The organism is Mucilaginibacter calamicampi (assembly GCF_042676765.1).
Classification (GTDB): Bacteria; Bacteroidota; Bacteroidia; order Sphingobacteriales; family Sphingobacteriaceae; genus Mucilaginibacter; species Mucilaginibacter calamicampi.
This window is the reverse complement of record NZ_JBHTHU010000005.1, coordinates 301,015-315,682: the sequence shown is the minus strand read 5'-3', so window position 1 is coordinate 315,682 and position 14,668 is coordinate 301,015. Positions and strand designations below refer to the sequence as shown.

Annotated in this window: 17 protein-coding genes and 1 tRNA gene; 8 read left to right on the top strand and 10 right to left on the bottom strand. The window is 41.2% G+C overall.

Features of this window, described 5'->3' with window-relative positions; translation table 11 throughout:
• The first annotated feature begins 22 nt into the window (after window positions 1-22).
• Entirely contained in the window at window positions 23-403 is a 381-nt protein-coding gene (locus ACFQZS_RS07085; RefSeq protein WP_377098664.1) for a hypothetical protein, read from the top strand.
• 79 nt (window positions 404-482) lie between these two features.
• Here the strand turns inward: ACFQZS_RS07085 and ACFQZS_RS07080 are convergent, their stop codons facing one another.
• Window positions 483-2,153, bottom strand: a complete 1,671-nt coding sequence (locus ACFQZS_RS07080) for a S41 family peptidase (RefSeq protein ID WP_377098662.1) — start codon at window positions 2,151-2,153, stop codon at window positions 483-485.
• Between the two features lie 173 nt (window positions 2,154-2,326).
• Here ACFQZS_RS07080 and ACFQZS_RS07075 point away from each other — a divergent pair, with 173 nt between their 5' ends.
• Together ACFQZS_RS07075 and ACFQZS_RS07070 are read left to right on the top strand one after the other, a co-directional pair.
• Window positions 2,327-3,412, top strand: coding sequence for a sensor histidine kinase (locus tag ACFQZS_RS07075; RefSeq protein ID WP_377098660.1), 1,086 nt, complete (start codon window positions 2,327-2,329; stop codon window positions 3,410-3,412).
• Complete coding sequence (locus tag ACFQZS_RS07070) at window positions 3,405-4,097, top strand: LytR/AlgR family response regulator transcription factor (RefSeq protein ID WP_377098658.1); 693 nt, start codon at window positions 3,405-3,407, stop codon at window positions 4,095-4,097. The genes ACFQZS_RS07075 and ACFQZS_RS07070 overlap by 8 nt, the downstream gene beginning before the upstream one ends.
• 55 nt (window positions 4,098-4,152) lie before the next feature.
• On the opposite strand, the gene porT is transcribed toward ACFQZS_RS07070, so the two are convergent.
• The 4 genes from porT to ACFQZS_RS07050 all read right to left on the bottom strand — a co-directional run bounded on the left by porT (window position 4,153) and on the right by ACFQZS_RS07050 (window position 7,019).
• Window positions 4,153-4,884 (bottom strand): type IX secretion/gliding motility protein PorT/SprT, encoded by a 732-nt coding sequence (gene porT, locus ACFQZS_RS07065; RefSeq protein WP_377098656.1) that lies wholly within the window; start codon window positions 4,882-4,884, stop codon window positions 4,153-4,155.
• Entirely contained in the window at window positions 4,881-5,612 is a 732-nt protein-coding gene (ubiE, locus tag ACFQZS_RS07060; protein WP_377098654.1) for a bifunctional demethylmenaquinone methyltransferase/2-methoxy-6-polyprenyl-1,4-benzoquinol methylase UbiE, read from the bottom strand. The genes porT and ubiE overlap by 4 nt, the downstream gene beginning before the upstream one ends.
• 179 nt (window positions 5,613-5,791) lie before the next feature.
• Window positions 5,792-6,277 carry a GNAT family N-acetyltransferase gene (locus tag ACFQZS_RS07055; protein ID WP_377098652.1) on the bottom strand — a complete coding sequence of 162 codons (486 nt, stop codon included), beginning with the start codon at window positions 6,275-6,277 and terminating at the stop codon, window positions 5,792-5,794.
• A gap of 253 nt (window positions 6,278-6,530) precedes the next feature.
• Complete coding sequence (locus ACFQZS_RS07050) at window positions 6,531-7,019, bottom strand: VOC family protein (protein ID WP_377098650.1); 489 nt, start codon at window positions 7,017-7,019, stop codon at window positions 6,531-6,533.
• A 144-nt stretch (window positions 7,020-7,163) separates the two neighbouring features.
• On the opposite strand from ACFQZS_RS07050, the gene yihA reads away from it, so the two are divergent.
• The 3 genes from yihA (at window position 7,164) to ACFQZS_RS07035 (ending at window position 8,693) form a co-directional block, all read left to right on the top strand.
• Window positions 7,164-7,793 carry a ribosome biogenesis GTP-binding protein YihA/YsxC gene (yihA, locus tag ACFQZS_RS07045; protein ID WP_377098648.1) on the top strand — a complete coding sequence of 210 codons (630 nt, stop codon included), beginning with the start codon at window positions 7,164-7,166 and terminating at the stop codon, window positions 7,791-7,793.
• 104 nt (window positions 7,794-7,897) lie between these two features.
• Window positions 7,898-8,089: a cold-shock protein gene (locus ACFQZS_RS07040; protein WP_377098646.1), complete on the top strand. Its 192-nt coding sequence runs from the start codon at window positions 7,898-7,900 to the stop codon at window positions 8,087-8,089.
• A 229-nt stretch (window positions 8,090-8,318) separates the two neighbouring features.
• Complete coding sequence (locus tag ACFQZS_RS07035) at window positions 8,319-8,693, top strand: YtxH domain-containing protein (RefSeq protein WP_377098643.1); 375 nt, start codon at window positions 8,319-8,321, stop codon at window positions 8,691-8,693.
• Between the two features lie 77 nt (window positions 8,694-8,770).
• Here the strand turns inward: ACFQZS_RS07035 and gap are convergent, their stop codons facing one another.
• The 3 genes from gap to pfkA are packed head-to-tail and all read right to left on the bottom strand — an operon-like array spanning window position 8,771 to window position 11,606.
• Complete coding sequence (gene gap / locus ACFQZS_RS07030) at window positions 8,771-9,766, bottom strand: type I glyceraldehyde-3-phosphate dehydrogenase (protein ID WP_377098641.1); 996 nt, start codon at window positions 9,764-9,766, stop codon at window positions 8,771-8,773.
• Between the two features lie 4 nt (window positions 9,767-9,770).
• On the bottom strand, window positions 9,771-10,619 hold the full coding sequence (locus ACFQZS_RS07025; RefSeq protein ID WP_377098639.1) for a hypothetical protein: 849 nt from the start codon (window positions 10,617-10,619) through the stop codon (window positions 9,771-9,773).
• The gene (pfkA, locus tag ACFQZS_RS07020) at window positions 10,620-11,606 is read right to left on the bottom strand and encodes a 6-phosphofructokinase (protein ID WP_377098637.1); all 987 of its coding nucleotides are present in this window, start codon (window positions 11,604-11,606) and stop codon (window positions 10,620-10,622) included.
• Between the two features lie 125 nt (window positions 11,607-11,731).
• Here pfkA and ACFQZS_RS07015 point away from each other — a divergent pair, with 125 nt between their 5' ends.
• Window positions 11,732-12,436: an NUDIX hydrolase gene (locus ACFQZS_RS07015; protein ID WP_377098635.1), complete on the top strand. Its 705-nt coding sequence runs from the start codon at window positions 11,732-11,734 to the stop codon at window positions 12,434-12,436.
• 99 nt (window positions 12,437-12,535) lie between these two features.
• On the opposite strand, the gene ACFQZS_RS07010 is transcribed toward ACFQZS_RS07015, so the two are convergent.
• A complete protein-coding gene (locus tag ACFQZS_RS07010) occupies window positions 12,536-13,384 on the bottom strand; it encodes an N-acetylglucosamine kinase (protein WP_377098633.1) in 849 nt (282 codons plus the stop codon).
• A 158-nt stretch (window positions 13,385-13,542) separates the two neighbouring features.
• Here ACFQZS_RS07010 and ACFQZS_RS07005 point away from each other — a divergent pair.
• Window positions 13,543-13,616: transfer RNA gene (locus tag ACFQZS_RS07005), tRNA-Arg, on the top strand.
• Window positions 13,617-14,102: 486 nt separating this feature from the next.
• Here the strand turns inward: ACFQZS_RS07005 and ACFQZS_RS07000 are convergent.
• On the bottom strand, window positions 14,103-14,507 hold the full coding sequence (locus ACFQZS_RS07000) for a hypothetical protein (RefSeq protein ID WP_377098631.1): 405 nt from the start codon (window positions 14,505-14,507) through the stop codon (window positions 14,103-14,105).
• Between the last annotated feature and the right edge of the window lie 161 nt (window positions 14,508-14,668).

Below are 14,668 nucleotides of genomic sequence, written 5' to 3'. Positions count from 1 at the left end.
CACCCGTCGAATTCCGGATGAAATGATGAAAAAACCCATGCCTTTTGATTTCCTGTTAGACTATCTTCCGGGTACGGTAGTCGTTAAACCCGCCATAGGTATGTTCTATATTTATCTGGAGGGTAAGATAATGCTGATCTTTCGCAAAGTGGGTAAAAACCCGCAGCACAATGGCATTTGGGTAGCCACCCGCCGGGAAGATCATGCAAGCCTGAAAGCTGAACTACCCGCGCTAACAGACTTTGTATTTGGCGAGGACGAAGCCCTTGAGCCTAACTGGCTGCAACTTAACAATGACCATGAGGACTTTGAGGAAGCTGCCATCGCTCTATGCGAACTGATTACCCGCCGCGACAAAAGGATTGGCAAAGCCACCGCAAAGGCCGCTGAACTTACGCGATAGCCGGTTCAATGCGATGTAAATAGCTAAATTTTAAGTTTTGTTGATAGAAATCTAATTCTTGTAACTAATACAAAACCTTTTAAATTCCCTTTTCCCTTAAATATAATAAAGCTTTTTCCATTGCAGCATCATTCCCCGTACCAATACTGATCGCCGTTTTCTCTACTTTAACATCTATCCTTATGCCGCGCCTTTGGGTTGGTGTTTTATCAGGATAAAAAATACCGTAGCCCGAATAGGATAGCGCCATCTTATTTCCCATAGGAATATTGGTTACCACCCCGTCTACACCTGCTGTTTGGCTGCCTATGGTAGCAGCGCCCGGTATGGTTTGCAGCGTCATAACAGAATATTCGCCCTGGCTTTGGCTTCGCTCATCGGCCAGTATAATTACTTTGCCATTGTATGGAGACAGATTGATACCGCCAATTTTTGGCGAAGGTTGCCATTTAAAGTAACCCGGATGATTAACAGACATTAATAGCGACTGGTTTATCACCTTTGATTCAGGTAAAAAAACATCAAAAAGCTTATAGAATTCATCGTTATTGGGATAATTGCGCACATCAAATATTACCGCTTTACTGTTCCTAATCAAAGTTTTAATGGTATCAATATTGCCGCGCCATATTTGCCCGGCATATACACGGGTAACCCCCTGCCCTATCATTTCGTAGCCCGTCTCATTCGCGGTGTAGTTGTTAAGGTCTCGCCAATTTCTGTCGGCCGCAAGCATGCATTTCACTTTAACAGCTGTTATTCTGTTTCCCCTTTTTATTTTAAAGGTCATGTAGGCTTGGTGCGTATTAAATAAAATCCATGTTACCTGTTTGTTTCGGCCAACTTTATTAGAGCCCGATGTTAAAGCAGCCAGCCGGCTTATTCTTTTACCTATCGGTTCATTATCAATACTTAAAATCACATCACCTGGCTTTAAACCATTTTTTTCATCGTAGGCAGCCGATTTTCTGATGATAACCTTTGCGTCTGCAATGTCTGCAAAAACCGGCGCGGCATATTTGCCAAAAACAACGTTTTTTATGGCCGTGTTGCCATTTGCAATGGTAAACTGCGCGTGTCCATCATTCAACGTTACTGCCAATTGCATCATGGCCTTATAATAGGCCAAAGTATCCTTTGCCTTAATCATCCGCGGAATAAATCTGTTTAATACGCTATTCCAATCTTCTCCTGTTTCGTACTTGTAAGGCGCAAAATAATTTATGGCGTTCCAAAATCGCGCTAAAAACAACAGGCGATAGCTGCTGTTTGGGAAGCCCAGCTTGTCATACTGATCTTCACCGCTATAATCAGCGGTTGAATTGATTAATTTGATATATTTATTTTCTCCGCTATTGCGGTAGGTGTATATGTCTTTTAACCTGCTCCTGAGTTTTGTACCGATGGCTTTATCTGTGTCAATCCATTTCAAATCGTGATTTTTTGAAAACAGGGTATCAGGCACCTTAACTGCGCGGTTCTTATTTAACGCACCCAAATCATCAATAATACCTAATACCCGCTTATTAATATCTGTACCCGGCGCACTTTGTATTTTAGCCATTGTGCTTACATATACCGAATCCCAGTTTATCCTGCCGGTAGCCACCGCCGGGTGATGATACTTTAAAAATCCCCATATTTTGGTAAAGGTTTCTATTTTACTGTAAGGGGTTTGCGCCGATACACCTGAGGTTAAATGTATAAACAGACAAAAAGCAAAAAAACGGATGTAACTAAAATAGCTCATGGTATTTGGTTTTGTATAAAGCAAACTTGCCATAAGTAAACGCGAAGACTCAATTTATTCGATAAACACCTTTTTCGGCATGGCGAATGCCTACGTAAAAAAGTTCAACATGCAAAACAGGGTATTCATCGAAAATTCCATCAGTATTAATGCAGAACAACTTATTTTGCAGCATGCCATTTTCCATCACCAATTTGAGTTATAAACAGAAGGGCAACATAGCCGAACTCTGCTATTTATTTGTGATAGGCATATTAAGTCCGCTTGCGGTTGGGTTGCAAACCTGGAGTCAAAACACCATTCCCAATTCAATAGGCTACGTAACCATAACCGTTTTACAGCTGCCTGTTATAATTTTATTTTACAGGGTTTACCTGCCGCAAACCGTAGGCAAGGGCCATTATTGGCAGTTTGCATTGCTTTTGCCCGTTTACATACTACTTTATGACCTAAACGGGCGACTGGCTATTGGCGCGGTAATGGCCATGCCTTTTATAATTGAAAGTTACCGCCAGGCCATAAGCGGTGCCCATCCCTGGGATTTCACCAAAGGCTATTTTAACGAAAATATTGGCTACACGGTGCTTGTGCTTTTGGCGGGTACGGCGCTCTACATTATAAAACTGTTGTTTGAAAATCAGCACCGTCTGGCTACGCTGCAATCTGAAAAATTAAAGCTTGAGCTAAATCAGCTTAAATCGCAGGTGCATCCGCATTTCTTTTTCAATACCATTAACAACATGTACTCGTTAAGCGTGCAAAATTCGCCCAAAACGCCGGTAATGATAAAGGACCTATCAGCAATTATGCGCTACGTGCTTTATGATACCGCTGGCGAAAAAGTTTTGCTGCAACAGGAGGTTGATTTTATTAGAAGCTATATAAGCCTTGAAAATTTGCGCCATACGCAAACCGATGTTATTGATTTTGTTGTTCAGGGAGATACCGAAGGAATTAAGATAGCGCCACTGTTATTTTTACCCTTGATTGAAAACACATTTAAACATGCCATGCATGAAGATATTACCAATAAATGGGTAAAATTGGTGCTGGTTGTTGACGAGGACGAACTGGTTTTTCAAACATCAAATCCAAAAACAACAAATAAACAAAACGCCGAAAAAACGCCAAGTGGAATTGGCCTTGAAAATGTGCGTAAACGGCTTAGCCTGTTGTACGGTAACAACCACGAATTGCTTATACATAACGAAGACGGCATTTTTACAGTAAACTTAACTATCAGCCTAAAGCATGATTAAGTGTATTATAGTTGATGATGAACCGCTGGCAAGGCAACTGATCGTATCTTATATTGATCAAATACCCGGGTTACAGTGCGTTGGCAATTACAAAAGCGCCATGGAAGCTTTACCGGCACTGATGGAGCAGCAGGTGGATGTAATTTTTATTGATATTGAAATGCCGGGGCTTAGTGGTTTAAACCTAATTAAGGCTTTAAAAACGCATCCAAAAGTGATATTTATTACAGCATATACAGATTATGCTGTTGAGGCTTTTGAAATAGCAGCGGCCGATTATCTGGTAAAACCTGTAACGTTTGAAAGATTTGTTAAAGCCGTACAAAAAATAGGCATTGGTGAAGGCAATGTGCCAACTTTGAACCAGCTTGCCGCTGAGCCATCAAGTATATTTTTAAAGGTTGACCGCCGGTTGGTGCAAATAGACTTGTCATCAATTATTTATGTGGAAGGTTTGGGCGATTATTTGAAAGTACATACAAAACACCAAACTTATGTTAGCTATATGGCCCTGGGAAAGTTAGAGGCGCTTTTACCTTCTTCAGCTTTCATTCGCATACACCGCTCCACTATTATTAATAAAAGTATGATTCAGTTTATTGAAGGGAATTTTATCCGCATAAACGATATCGATTTGTCGATAGGAATTACTTATAAGGAGAGCTTGTTGAGGAGTTTAAAGTAAGTGCAAAGAACAGCAACGTCAATTAAATAAGCGCTTGATAATATTACCGGCTCGTTTACTCAAAATGCAAACTAAACATTACCGTATGCAAGCTCAGGCTGTTAATAGGCGCGGCAAAGGCGTTGTTCTCGCGCAGCAGCACGTTGCCAAAGGAGTTGGATATTTTAATTTCCGGCGATAGTTTAAAAAACTCAAAATAGATATCCATACCCACTCCTACTTCGTAAGAGCCGTACCCGTTAATGGTTTTTAACAACTTTGCTGTTGGCGCGGCATTAACGTCAGAGTTTTCCTTGTTACCAAGCGCCTGCGAGTATTTTAACCCTCCTATTAAATACGCCCGGTAATCGCCCAGGCGATCTGATTTTAATTTTAGCTGCAAAGGCAAGTCGACCAGCGTGGCGCGGATGGATTTTGTTTGATCTTGATCGGGCGTTACGTACTGATAGGTAACAGACCTATCAGCAAAGATAAGTGCAGGGGTTAAGCGCGCTTCCAGGTGGTCGGTAAGCCTGTACCTGCCTAAAAACCCAACCGCGAAACCCGGCGCATTTTCTGATGTAATGTTGGTAAGCTCGTTGGTTATTTTGGTGCCCGATGCGTCAAAATAGGGTTGGCGCCATTCGGGTTTTCTGTCTATTTTATAATAGCTGCTAACATAGCTAAAGCTAAAACCGGCGCTAAAATCTTTCTGATCGGCCCCTCCCCCCCATACCGGTACAGATTGCGCCAGTAAAGCCCGGCTGCATAGTAGTAAACCTGTAAGTACAAGGTACTTTTTTATCATTTAACGCCTGTATAAATTGAACAGATACCAAACGCTAAAGGCCTGCTTTTGGTATTTTTAAAGCCTGCGGCTTTCATAATGGCAGTAAAGTTCTCTCCATCCGGAAAAGCCGCGACCGACTCGGGCAGGTAGGTATAAGCCCGTGAATCTTTTGAAAACAGTTTGCCAATGCCCGGCGTAATGTAGTTAAAATAGAAATGATACAGCTGCTTTACCGGGAAAACCCTGGGCTTTGAAAACTCGAGCACTACAGCCCTGCCGCCCGGTTTTAGCACGCGGTTAATGTCTGACAGGCCCTGTTGCAGGTTCTCAAAATTGCGAACGCCATAGGCTACGGTAACCGCGTCAAATTCGTTATCGCCAAAAGGCAGCTTTTCCGAGTCGCCCAATTTCACTTCAAACCTGTTGCTCAAACAGCGCTTTGCTATTTTTTGCTTCGCGATATCCAGCATTCCCTCAGATATATCTACCCCTATAATTTTCTTTGGATTTAAAATAGACAGGGCCTCAAAAGCAAAATCGCCAGTACCGGTAGCAACATCTAAAACAAGTTGTGGTTTATCCTTTTTCAGCTCGTTGATGGCCATTTTTCGCCAGATGATATCAATCCCCAGCGACATAAAATGGTTCAGAAAATCGTAAGTTTTTGATATATTATTAAACATATCGGCCACCTGCTCTTTCTTGGTGCCCTGCTGATCCTGGTAAGGGGTAACGGTTTTGCTCATTTGTGGGCAAAGATAGTTGATTAGTTGACTAGTTGATTGGTTGATTAGAGACTAGTTAACTGGGTGATTAGCGAATTAGTCATGAGAGCCTGATTGATTGGAGACATAAGCTTTGTAAAATAGAATTTCTGCTTAACTATAATTAATCTCGAATTTGCGCCTGGTCAACTAGTCTCTAATCAACCAATCTCTAACCAATAGAACATTGTATCAACCGGCATGCGGGGGAAATAGGTTGGGAACTCATTAATATCTGTTAACACAAAGCCATTACGCTCATAAAAGCGGTGGGCGGCTTTTAATACAGCTGAGGTACCTAAATACAAGTCGGTTATTTGCTTTTCGCGCGAATAATGTAAAAGCGTATCTAATAATTGTTGCGCTAAACCCGTACCCCTGTGGCCATCCTTTACAAACATTTTGCGGATGGTGCCTGCATGGTGTCCAATATCAATAAGCGCTATGGTACCTACAAGCTCATCGCCCTTAAAGGCACCCCAAAAGTTGCCGCCCCCGGCATGGTAATTTTTTTCTATGTCTAACAGATCGGGCTGATCATTCAAGGTAACAGGTATATTAAACTCCTGTTGCTGAATGTGTATGATCAGATCAACTATCTCGTCTTGTTGATCGTTATAGATAGGGCGTATAATATAGTCAGGCATAAGTTTAGATTCTGTCGTGGTTAATTTCTAAAAAAAGTTTACGCTTTATGTGGGACAAAAAAAGACGTATTTATAATGTATTGATTATTAAAAACTTAAACAGCTTTTACAGCTAATTTTCCTGACGAATAAGTAGTCTCACTTTGTCCCAAGTCAAAATAGCAAACCACTAATTATCAATTACTTATTTAAAAATCTGTCCCAACTTGTCTCATGTTGTCTCACTCCCACGCGGAACAAAACGAGACAATTTTTAATCTGCCAGCGCCAGCAAGCCGTGCATATCCAGCTGCCGGGTATACATATCCAGCTCGCCGTCTTCATTACGCGGCCATTCTGCTTTAGGGCGGTCCCAGTACAGCTCAACACCGTTTTTATCAGGATCATCCAGGTAAATAGCTTCAGATACACCGTGATCGGCAGCGCCGGTAAGCGAGTACCCGGCCTCGCGCAAACGCTTAACTATCTGCGCCAGGTCTTTACGCTCAGCATACAAAATAGCGGTATGGAACAAGCCCGGCGCATTAGCCGGTGCAGGGCCAGAACCTTTGCTCTGCCAGGTATTTAACCCTATATGATGATGATAGCCACCTGCTGATATAAAAGCGGCGTCGGTGCCGTAAGTTTGTATCAACTCAAACCCAAGCAGCCCACAATAAAAATCAAGCGAGCGCTGCAGGTTGCTTACCTTTAAGTGTACGTGACCAATGCGGGTGGCGGCAGGTATCTTGTAATCGTTCATGGTGTCGGTGATTGGTTGTACAAGTATAATTACAAATTCTCGTGTTAGCCCCTCACGCGCCTTATATTACATTAGCATAACAACCAGTTGCGCTGCGAAGTACTAATCTCTAACCGCTAATCAACTAATCACTATCTTTGCCCCATGTTAATTAAAACTGCCGAATTTATTTGCAGCAATACGCAGATCTCCAAACTGCCACCGCCGGTAATGCCTGAGTATGCTTTTATAGGGCGCTCCAACGTAGGTAAGTCATCGCTTATTAATATGCTTTCGGCAAAAAAGGGCATGGCAAAAACCTCGCAAACGCCGGGCAAAACACAGCTTATTAATCACTTTTTGATCAACGATAACTGGTACATTGTTGATCTGCCGGGCTATGGTTACGCCCGTGTATCAAAAAACAAAAAAGAAGACTGGAACAAGTTTATACGCACGTATCTTGACAAGCGCGAAAGCCTGCAATGCGTTATGGTGCTGATAGATAGCCGTCTTGAGCCTCAAAAAATAGACATCGAATTCTGCAACTGGCTGGGCGAAAAAGGTTTGCCTTTTGTATTGATTTTTACCAAAGCCGATAAACAGTCAGCTGTTAAAACAGACCAGAATGTAGCTAAATTTAAAAAAGCCTTAAAGGCTACTTTTGAAGAAGTTCCCCCTTACTTTGTAACCTCATCAGAAACGCATGATGGGCGCGACAAGGTGCTTGCTTTTATTGCAGATACCAACAGGCATTTTGTGGTGCCGCCACAGCCCACCTTTAACGCGGAGTAAGCTCGTCGCGACCATCTTACTAAAACATGTGGCAGTAAAATAAAACCAACGCTTGCTTTTATAAATATAATTGTGCTACCTTGCGCACTTTAAAATAAAATATAATGCAACAAGGAACAGTAAAATTTTTCAATGAAACAAAAGGATTTGGCTTTATCACCCCTAACGGTGGTGGTGCAGATGTATTTGTTCATTCAACAGGTCTTATCGATGAAGTTCGTGAAAACGATAAAGTGGAGTTTGAAGTAGAGAACGGCAGAAAAGGCTTAAATGCGGTAAATGTAAAGGTTATTTAAGTATAATAATACCATTAAACGTATCACATCCGTCCCCAAAAAGGGCGGATGTTTTTTTTGCATCGTATTTTGGTGTAAACCTGCTCTTGCTCCATTTTTACACTACACTTTTATATAAAAAGTGTAGGTTTTTTATACAAAACCCCCTCTGTGCCTGCTAACAAAAGGTTGAGTTGGCGCTTGGCATTGTTGTTGTATCTGTTGATATAACTACAAAACGAAAAACATTATGAAAGATCAATCAAGAGTTATAGCGGCACTACTGATAGGCGCTGCGGCAGGTGCGGTATTGGGTTTATTATTTGCACCAGATAGCGGAGAAGGAACCAGAGGTTCTATTGGCAATTTAGCTACCGATTTGGCAGGTAAAGCCAAAGACAAGGCCAATGAATTAAAAGACTATGGCAATAATGCCGTCGACAGGGTAAAATCAAGATTTAACAGCGCGGCAGATGATCTGTATAACTACAGAGATGGCGTTGAGGGAGATTTGCGTAACAAAGCTAACAATATAGCAAGTGACGTTAGAGATCATGTAGACAATGCAAAATCAAGAGTAAAAAACACTGCTGATAACGTAAACGATTCTATACAACAAGCATAAGGCTCCAACCGAAAACAAAAATAGCGATGGGTTTAAACTCATCGCTATTTTTGTTTACAATGCCCGGAGGCGTTGGCTTATAACTTACCTATTTCCTGAACCAGGTCTATCAGTTTGTTAGAGTAACCCCACTCGTTATCATACCATGATACCACTTTAATAAAGTTGTTATTTAACGCGATACCTGCCTTAGCATCAAATATTGATGTACGGGCATCGCCTTTAAAATCTTCTGATACTACTTCGTCTTCAGTGTAACCTAAAATACCTTTCAGGTCTCCTTCTGATGCTTCTTTCATGGCAGCTTTAACGTCCTCATAAGTAGCAGAAGTTTTTAAACGTACAGTTAGGTCAACCACAGACACGTCGGCAACCGGAACGCGGAATGACATACCTGTTAATTTACCTTTTAAATCAGGCAATACCAAGCCAACAGCTTTAGCAGCACCTGTTGATGAAGGGATGATGTTCTGGTAAGCACCACGGCCACCTCTCCAATCTTTAGCAGACGGACCGTCAACAGTTTTTTGAGTAGCAGTTACCGCGTGGATAGTGCTCATCAAACCTTCTTCAATACCAAATTTATCATTCAATACCTTTGCAATAGGTGCAAGGCAGTTGGTAGTACATGATGCATTTGATACGATAGTTTGGTCTGCTTTTAATTGCTTGTGATTAACACCCATTACAAAAGTTGGGGTATCATCTTTAGCAGGAGCGCTCATTACTACTTTTTTAGCGCCTGCGTCAATATGCTTTTGGGCAGTTTCTATAGTTAAGAATAAACCGGTTGATTCGATAATAACTTCAGCACCAACTTCGCTCCATTTAAGGTTAGCCGGATCTTTTTCTGCAGTTACACGTATAGTTTTACCGTTTACAACCAAATGGCCGCCTTCAACAGCAATAGTGCCTTTAAATTGTCCGTGTGTTGAGTCGTATTTTAACATGTAAGCCATGTAGTCAGGCTCAACAAGGTCATTTATACCAACAACTTCAACATCGGGCCTTTCAATAGCAGCTCTGAAAGCCAGGCGTCCAATCCGGCCGAAACCGTTAATTCCTATTTTCATGATTTTAATTTTTATTTGAATAATACGTTAACAAATTATTTATTGGCTCTTTAATTATACTGGTTATCTGCAACCCTGCCAACTTGGCTTCATCCCGCAAATGATCCTGAAAGGTGAAAGCTACTGAGCCTTCAAAATGCAGTGGCGCCTGCGGATGCTGCTTATGCAAAGGTAACAAGTATGTATTTATTAGTTTATTAAACCCCGCTTTTATTACATTGGCAAGATATTGGTCATGCTGATGCTCTGTGAAGAAATCTGCAAATGAGCTTAAATATATGGCCGGTTGCTTTTGCCTGTAAACCTTCTCCAGCAAATTATTACGGTCTGCATTATATTTCAGCGTAAACTTTTTTCGCAAATTCTCAGGGAGTGTTTCGTTCATAAAGCCTTTTATCAGCTGCCTGCCCAACCAGTTGCCAGATCCTTCGTCGGCTAAAATATAGCCCAATCCATAATTATTGGGTTTTACCTTTTTTCCGTCAAACCAGGCCGCGTTTGAGCCGCTACCACAAATGCCTATTATACCCGGCGAATTGCGGCAGCAGGCAATAGCCGCGCCATCAACATCATGAGCAATGGTTACTTTGGCAAATTTAAAGAACTGGGTTAATGCAGCGCTCACAATAGCTTTTAACTCATCAGATGAACAGCCCGGGCCGAAAAAAAATACCCGCTTAACATTTTCGGCGTGGTGTATCAAATTGATGTTCTTACCAAAAAGTTGCAGCATCTGCCGCTCATCCATAAAATAAGGGTTGATACCGCTGGTTTTAAAGGAAGCAATAGTTTTCCCCTTGTCTGCCAGCCGCCAGTCGGCATGATATGATCCGCTGTATACAACCGCTATCATTTATATCGATAAAATATCAACCATTTGTAACAGATCGTCTTCCAATTTAAACTGATGATCAGTTAATGCTTCAATAAGCGGGGTGGTTTTTATAACGTTTGCTTCAAGGCCCACCATTTCCTGCGTATGCCCCTTAATTAAAGCGTTAACTGCGGCATAACCTAAGCGGCTACCTAAAATGCGGTCAAAACTACTTGGAGCCCCTCCTCTTTGTAAGTGCCCTAATACAGTAACCTTAATATCGTAATTTGATACGTGACTTTTTACTTTCTTAGCCAGATCATAAATATTGCCGCTTTTATCACCTTCGGCCACAATTACTATACTTGACGATTTTTTGTTTACCTCGCCTTTTTTTAGCAGATCGATCAACTCATCAATCGCGGTTGATTTTTCGGGAAGTAAAATACCCTCTGCTCCGCAGGCAATACCGGCCCGCAAGGCTATAGCGCCAGAGTCGCGACCCATTACTTCTATAAAGAACAAGCGGTCGTGAGAATCGGCAGTATCCCTAATTTTATCTATGGCCTCAATAACCGTATTGGTAGCGGTATCAAAACCAAGCGTATAGGTTGATCCATACAAATCGTTATCAATAGTGCCTGGTATACCCATCACTTTTATGTCCGGATATTCCTGCGAAAATTTAAGCGCACCGGTAAAGGTACCGTCTCCGCCTATTACAACAAGCGCGTCAATACCGTGTTCCTTTAAATTGTTATATGCTGTTTTTCTACCCTCCGGTGTGCGGAATTCATTACAACGTGCGGTTTTTAAGATAGTACCACCCAGGTTAAGAATATTGCTTACAGAGCGGGTCTCCATATTATATATATCATTCTCTATCAGGCCTTTATAACCCTGCCTGATACCCACAACACTTATACCGTTGTAAATAGCGGTACGCACTACAGCTCTGATGCAGGGGTTCATTCCGGGAGCATCGCCACCGGAAGTAAGTACGCCAAGTTTTGAAATTTTTTGCATCGTTTTACTACGGGAATATTTTGCACGAATATAAGGTGTGATTGTTACACCATTAAATTTATTTTTATTTATTTTTGGTACCACAAATTAAGGCGCTTATATTAATAACTTTAAATATTACCAGTTTGGAAGATAATACTCCCCCCTTTAATTCGATATTTTCTATTGACTGCCTGGTGTTTGGCTACGAAGCCGGCGAATTGAAAATATTACTGATTGAAAGAAGTGAAGACCCTTTTAAAGATTGGTACGCACTACCGGGTTATATAGTACAACAGGAAGAAAGCCTTGACCATGCGGCTGAAAGGACAATTTTTGAGTTAACAGGCCTGCGCGACCTGCCCATGAAACAGTTCCATACGTTTGGCGATGTTGACAGGCACCCTAAAGGCCGCGTAATTACTGTTGGATATTACGCCCTTATCCGCATAAACGCACAAAAGGAACTAAGGTCAATCAGTTCAATGGCGCGTAAGGCATTGTGGCATCCCGTAAAAACTTTACCAAAGCTGGCTTTTGATCACAGCGATATTTTCCATACCGGTTTTGCAAAAATACGCAGGCGTTTAACGCACCAGCCTATAGCATTTGACCTGTTGCCAGAAAAATTTACACTTACACAGCTACAGGGCCTTTACGAGGCTATACTGGATAAAAAATTAGACAAACGCAATTTCCGCAAGAAAATGCTGAGCTACGGATATCTGAAAGAATTAGTTGAGAAGCAACGGGGAGTATCGTACCGGGCGGCTAAACTGTATAAGTTTGACAGAAGAAAGTACGCCAAGATATTCCAGAACGAAATGGGGCCGTCTGCTGCGCAGCAGTAAGAGTTAGAATCAAGAGTCAAGAAGCAAGAATCAAGATCTTTTGTTCGCTTGGACATTCATCTTGATTCTTGACTCTTGATTCTTGACTCTAAACAAAAACTATTTCTCCAAATGAAACTTCACCAGATTATCTATAGGTGAACGGATGATACTGCCAATCTTCATATCGTTTTCTGCCGCCACTTCTTCTAAAATATTGCGGAAGTTATAGGCTACAGAACCTATACAGTTAAACGTATGCTGATTATAATTGGGATAATGCGTTACCAGGTTCCTGAAAAAATCCTGAAACGATGTTTTTACTAAACCGTGCGAGTAGCCCAGGTTAACGTTCATGTTATCATAAACAAACTTGCTAAAGCCAGCGCAAAAACGATTAGCCAAAGGTTTGGTATAAACCTGCTCGTTAACATCGTCCCGGGTAAGTTTGTAGGTGTCCCAAAAATTCTGCTTTACGGCTTCGGGCATATAGCCGCGCAGGTAGTCAATCAACAGCTTTTTACCAATATCGCAGCCACTCCCCTCATCGCCTAAAATATAAGCGCCAGAGTCTATGTTCAATGTTATTTTCTCCCCATCATATAAACAAGAGTTGGTGCCGGTGCCTAATATGGCTGCAAAACCTGCCTGCCTGCCTAACAAAGCCCGTGCAGCAGCCATAAGGTCGTGGTCTATATTAACCTGCGATTTGGTAAAAACCGCGCTCATGGCAGTTTTAACGTGGTTACGCTTTTCTTCGGTAGAGCAGCCTGCACCGTAATAATTTACTTCGGATATGTTGTCAAGGGGAAGGTCGGCGGGTAAGTTATGTTTAAGCGAGTTAATTATATAGTCAATACTTGCAAAGTAGGGGTTATAGCCCTCTGTATTGAAATTTATTTTGCTGCCCTCATCATTAATTAAACACCAGTTGGTTTTGGTTGAGCCGCCGTCTGCAATTATTATCATATCCTGAATTTATACCTGTGCTAAAAATATAGTTTTCTGATGGCAATTTTAGAACCAATATTAAAAAACAGGTATCATTTGCATCATTTTAAAAATGCCGATTGCCTATATAAACACTTTTTTGCATATTTGCACCGCCCCGGGGTACCGGTGGCGATGGTCCCATAGCTCAGCTGGATAGAGCAACAGATTTCTAATCTGTCGGTCTCAGGTTCGAATCCTGATGGGATCACTTATAATGTAAGCCTTTCTGTTAGTTCAGAGAGGCTTTTTTTGTTTTAAAGGACTGTCTTACAGCTAAGTGCAGAGTTAATAAATAAATTTGTTAGTTACTGCCTTTTAAATAAGGCTTGATCGAATATACCAATTTTTCGACCGGATATTTCAATTTCAGCTACTACCTTTTAAAAGGCAACTAGGATAAATAGAATCTTAATCTGTACATTTTTTATTGGGTAATACTTATGTAATGCCAAGTGTAAATAAAATGGGCAGACTAATCAGGCAATAACTATTCTCAATTGTTGGTTGGCCAATTTGGATTTTTTACGCTCACAGATAACCCATTTGCCAGCCACTGTTTACCTCGCACCAGAAAGGAGGAATTTTAAAATCCGTCGGTTTCCCCGCGCGCATGTTGTTGGTCTAAGACTCAAAAACGGCAAAACCCGTTCAACACCGCGAGGGGCTAAGAGTATTTTGATTATACAGTGACGATTTACTGAATTGTGATTGTACAGGTTTTCTTTTGCAAGTCAACCCTTTCAGTTAATATTTTCACCCAAGGTTTATTCATGATATTATAATCCAATCCCTTTTTACAATATTCTTCCAGTGAATCTGCATTTATAACATTCATCTTCTGAATGTCGTGCATTTTTGTTCGCATTATCGTAGTTTCGCCTGCATTTAATAATTGCGGAAAAAATGTGGTATCATTTCCATGGCTACAATACAACCTTACGTCCTTCATGATTCCACAAGAGTCACAACTGTAAAACGCTTGACCCACATAAACTTTATTTTTTGAATTGTTAATGATGGTTACGTTGAGATCGCTTGGAGACTCAAACAAACAGGAAGATAATAATGTGCACAAAATTATTATGTATATCTTTTTCATTGATTTTTTATTTATGTCCCCAATTTACCTGTAGCAAGCGAATAAACCCACTCGGCAATTGCTATACCTTTAGCCCCGGGCCTGGTAGTAGATGTAATGATCTTTAAATTCATGTATTATTTTTCTTTTTTAAGGTATTTGTTTGATGGTTACTAAGATAC

Excerpts from the sequence above, each read along its gene's own strand:
- ACFQZS_RS07035 (WP_377098643.1), top strand. The coding sequence starts at position 8,319 with ATGAAAGATCAATCAAGAGTTATAGCGGCACTACTGATAGGCGCTGCG.
- ACFQZS_RS07040 (WP_377098646.1), top strand. The coding sequence starts at position 7,898 with ATGCAACAAGGAACAGTAAAATTTTTCAATGAAACAAAAGGATTTGGC.
- ACFQZS_RS07085 (WP_377098664.1), top strand. The coding sequence starts at position 23 with ATGATGAAAAAACCCATGCCTTTTGATTTCCTGTTAGACTATCTTCCG.
- ACFQZS_RS07025 (WP_377098639.1), bottom strand. The coding sequence starts at position 10,619 with ATGATAGCGGTTGTATACAGCGGATCATATCATGCCGACTGGCGGCTG.
- ACFQZS_RS07070 (WP_377098658.1), top strand. The coding sequence starts at position 3,405 with ATGATTAAGTGTATTATAGTTGATGATGAACCGCTGGCAAGGCAACTG.
- ACFQZS_RS07050 (WP_377098650.1), bottom strand. The coding sequence starts at position 7,019 with ATGAACGATTACAAGATACCTGCCGCCACCCGCATTGGTCACGTACAC.
- yihA (WP_377098648.1), top strand. The coding sequence starts at position 7,164 with ATGTTAATTAAAACTGCCGAATTTATTTGCAGCAATACGCAGATCTCC.
- pfkA (WP_377098637.1), bottom strand. The coding sequence starts at position 11,606 with ATGCAAAAAATTTCAAAACTTGGCGTACTTACTTCCGGTGGCGATGCT.
- gap (WP_377098641.1), bottom strand. The coding sequence starts at position 9,766 with ATGAAAATAGGAATTAACGGTTTCGGCCGGATTGGACGCCTGGCTTTC.
- ACFQZS_RS07075 (WP_377098660.1), top strand. The coding sequence starts at position 2,327 with ATGCCATTTTCCATCACCAATTTGAGTTATAAACAGAAGGGCAACATA.
- ACFQZS_RS07000 (WP_377098631.1), bottom strand. The coding sequence starts at position 14,507 with ATGAAAAAGATATACATAATAATTTTGTGCACATTATTATCTTCCTGT.
- porT (WP_377098656.1), bottom strand. The coding sequence starts at position 4,884 with ATGATAAAAAAGTACCTTGTACTTACAGGTTTACTACTATGCAGCCGG.
- ACFQZS_RS07080 (WP_377098662.1), bottom strand. The coding sequence starts at position 2,153 with ATGAGCTATTTTAGTTACATCCGTTTTTTTGCTTTTTGTCTGTTTATA.
- ACFQZS_RS07055 (WP_377098652.1), bottom strand. The coding sequence starts at position 6,277 with ATGCCTGACTATATTATACGCCCTATCTATAACGATCAACAAGACGAG.
- ACFQZS_RS07010 (WP_377098633.1), bottom strand. The coding sequence starts at position 13,384 with ATGATAATAATTGCAGACGGCGGCTCAACCAAAACCAACTGGTGTTTA.
- ubiE (WP_377098654.1), bottom strand. The coding sequence starts at position 5,612 with ATGAGCAAAACCGTTACCCCTTACCAGGATCAGCAGGGCACCAAGAAA.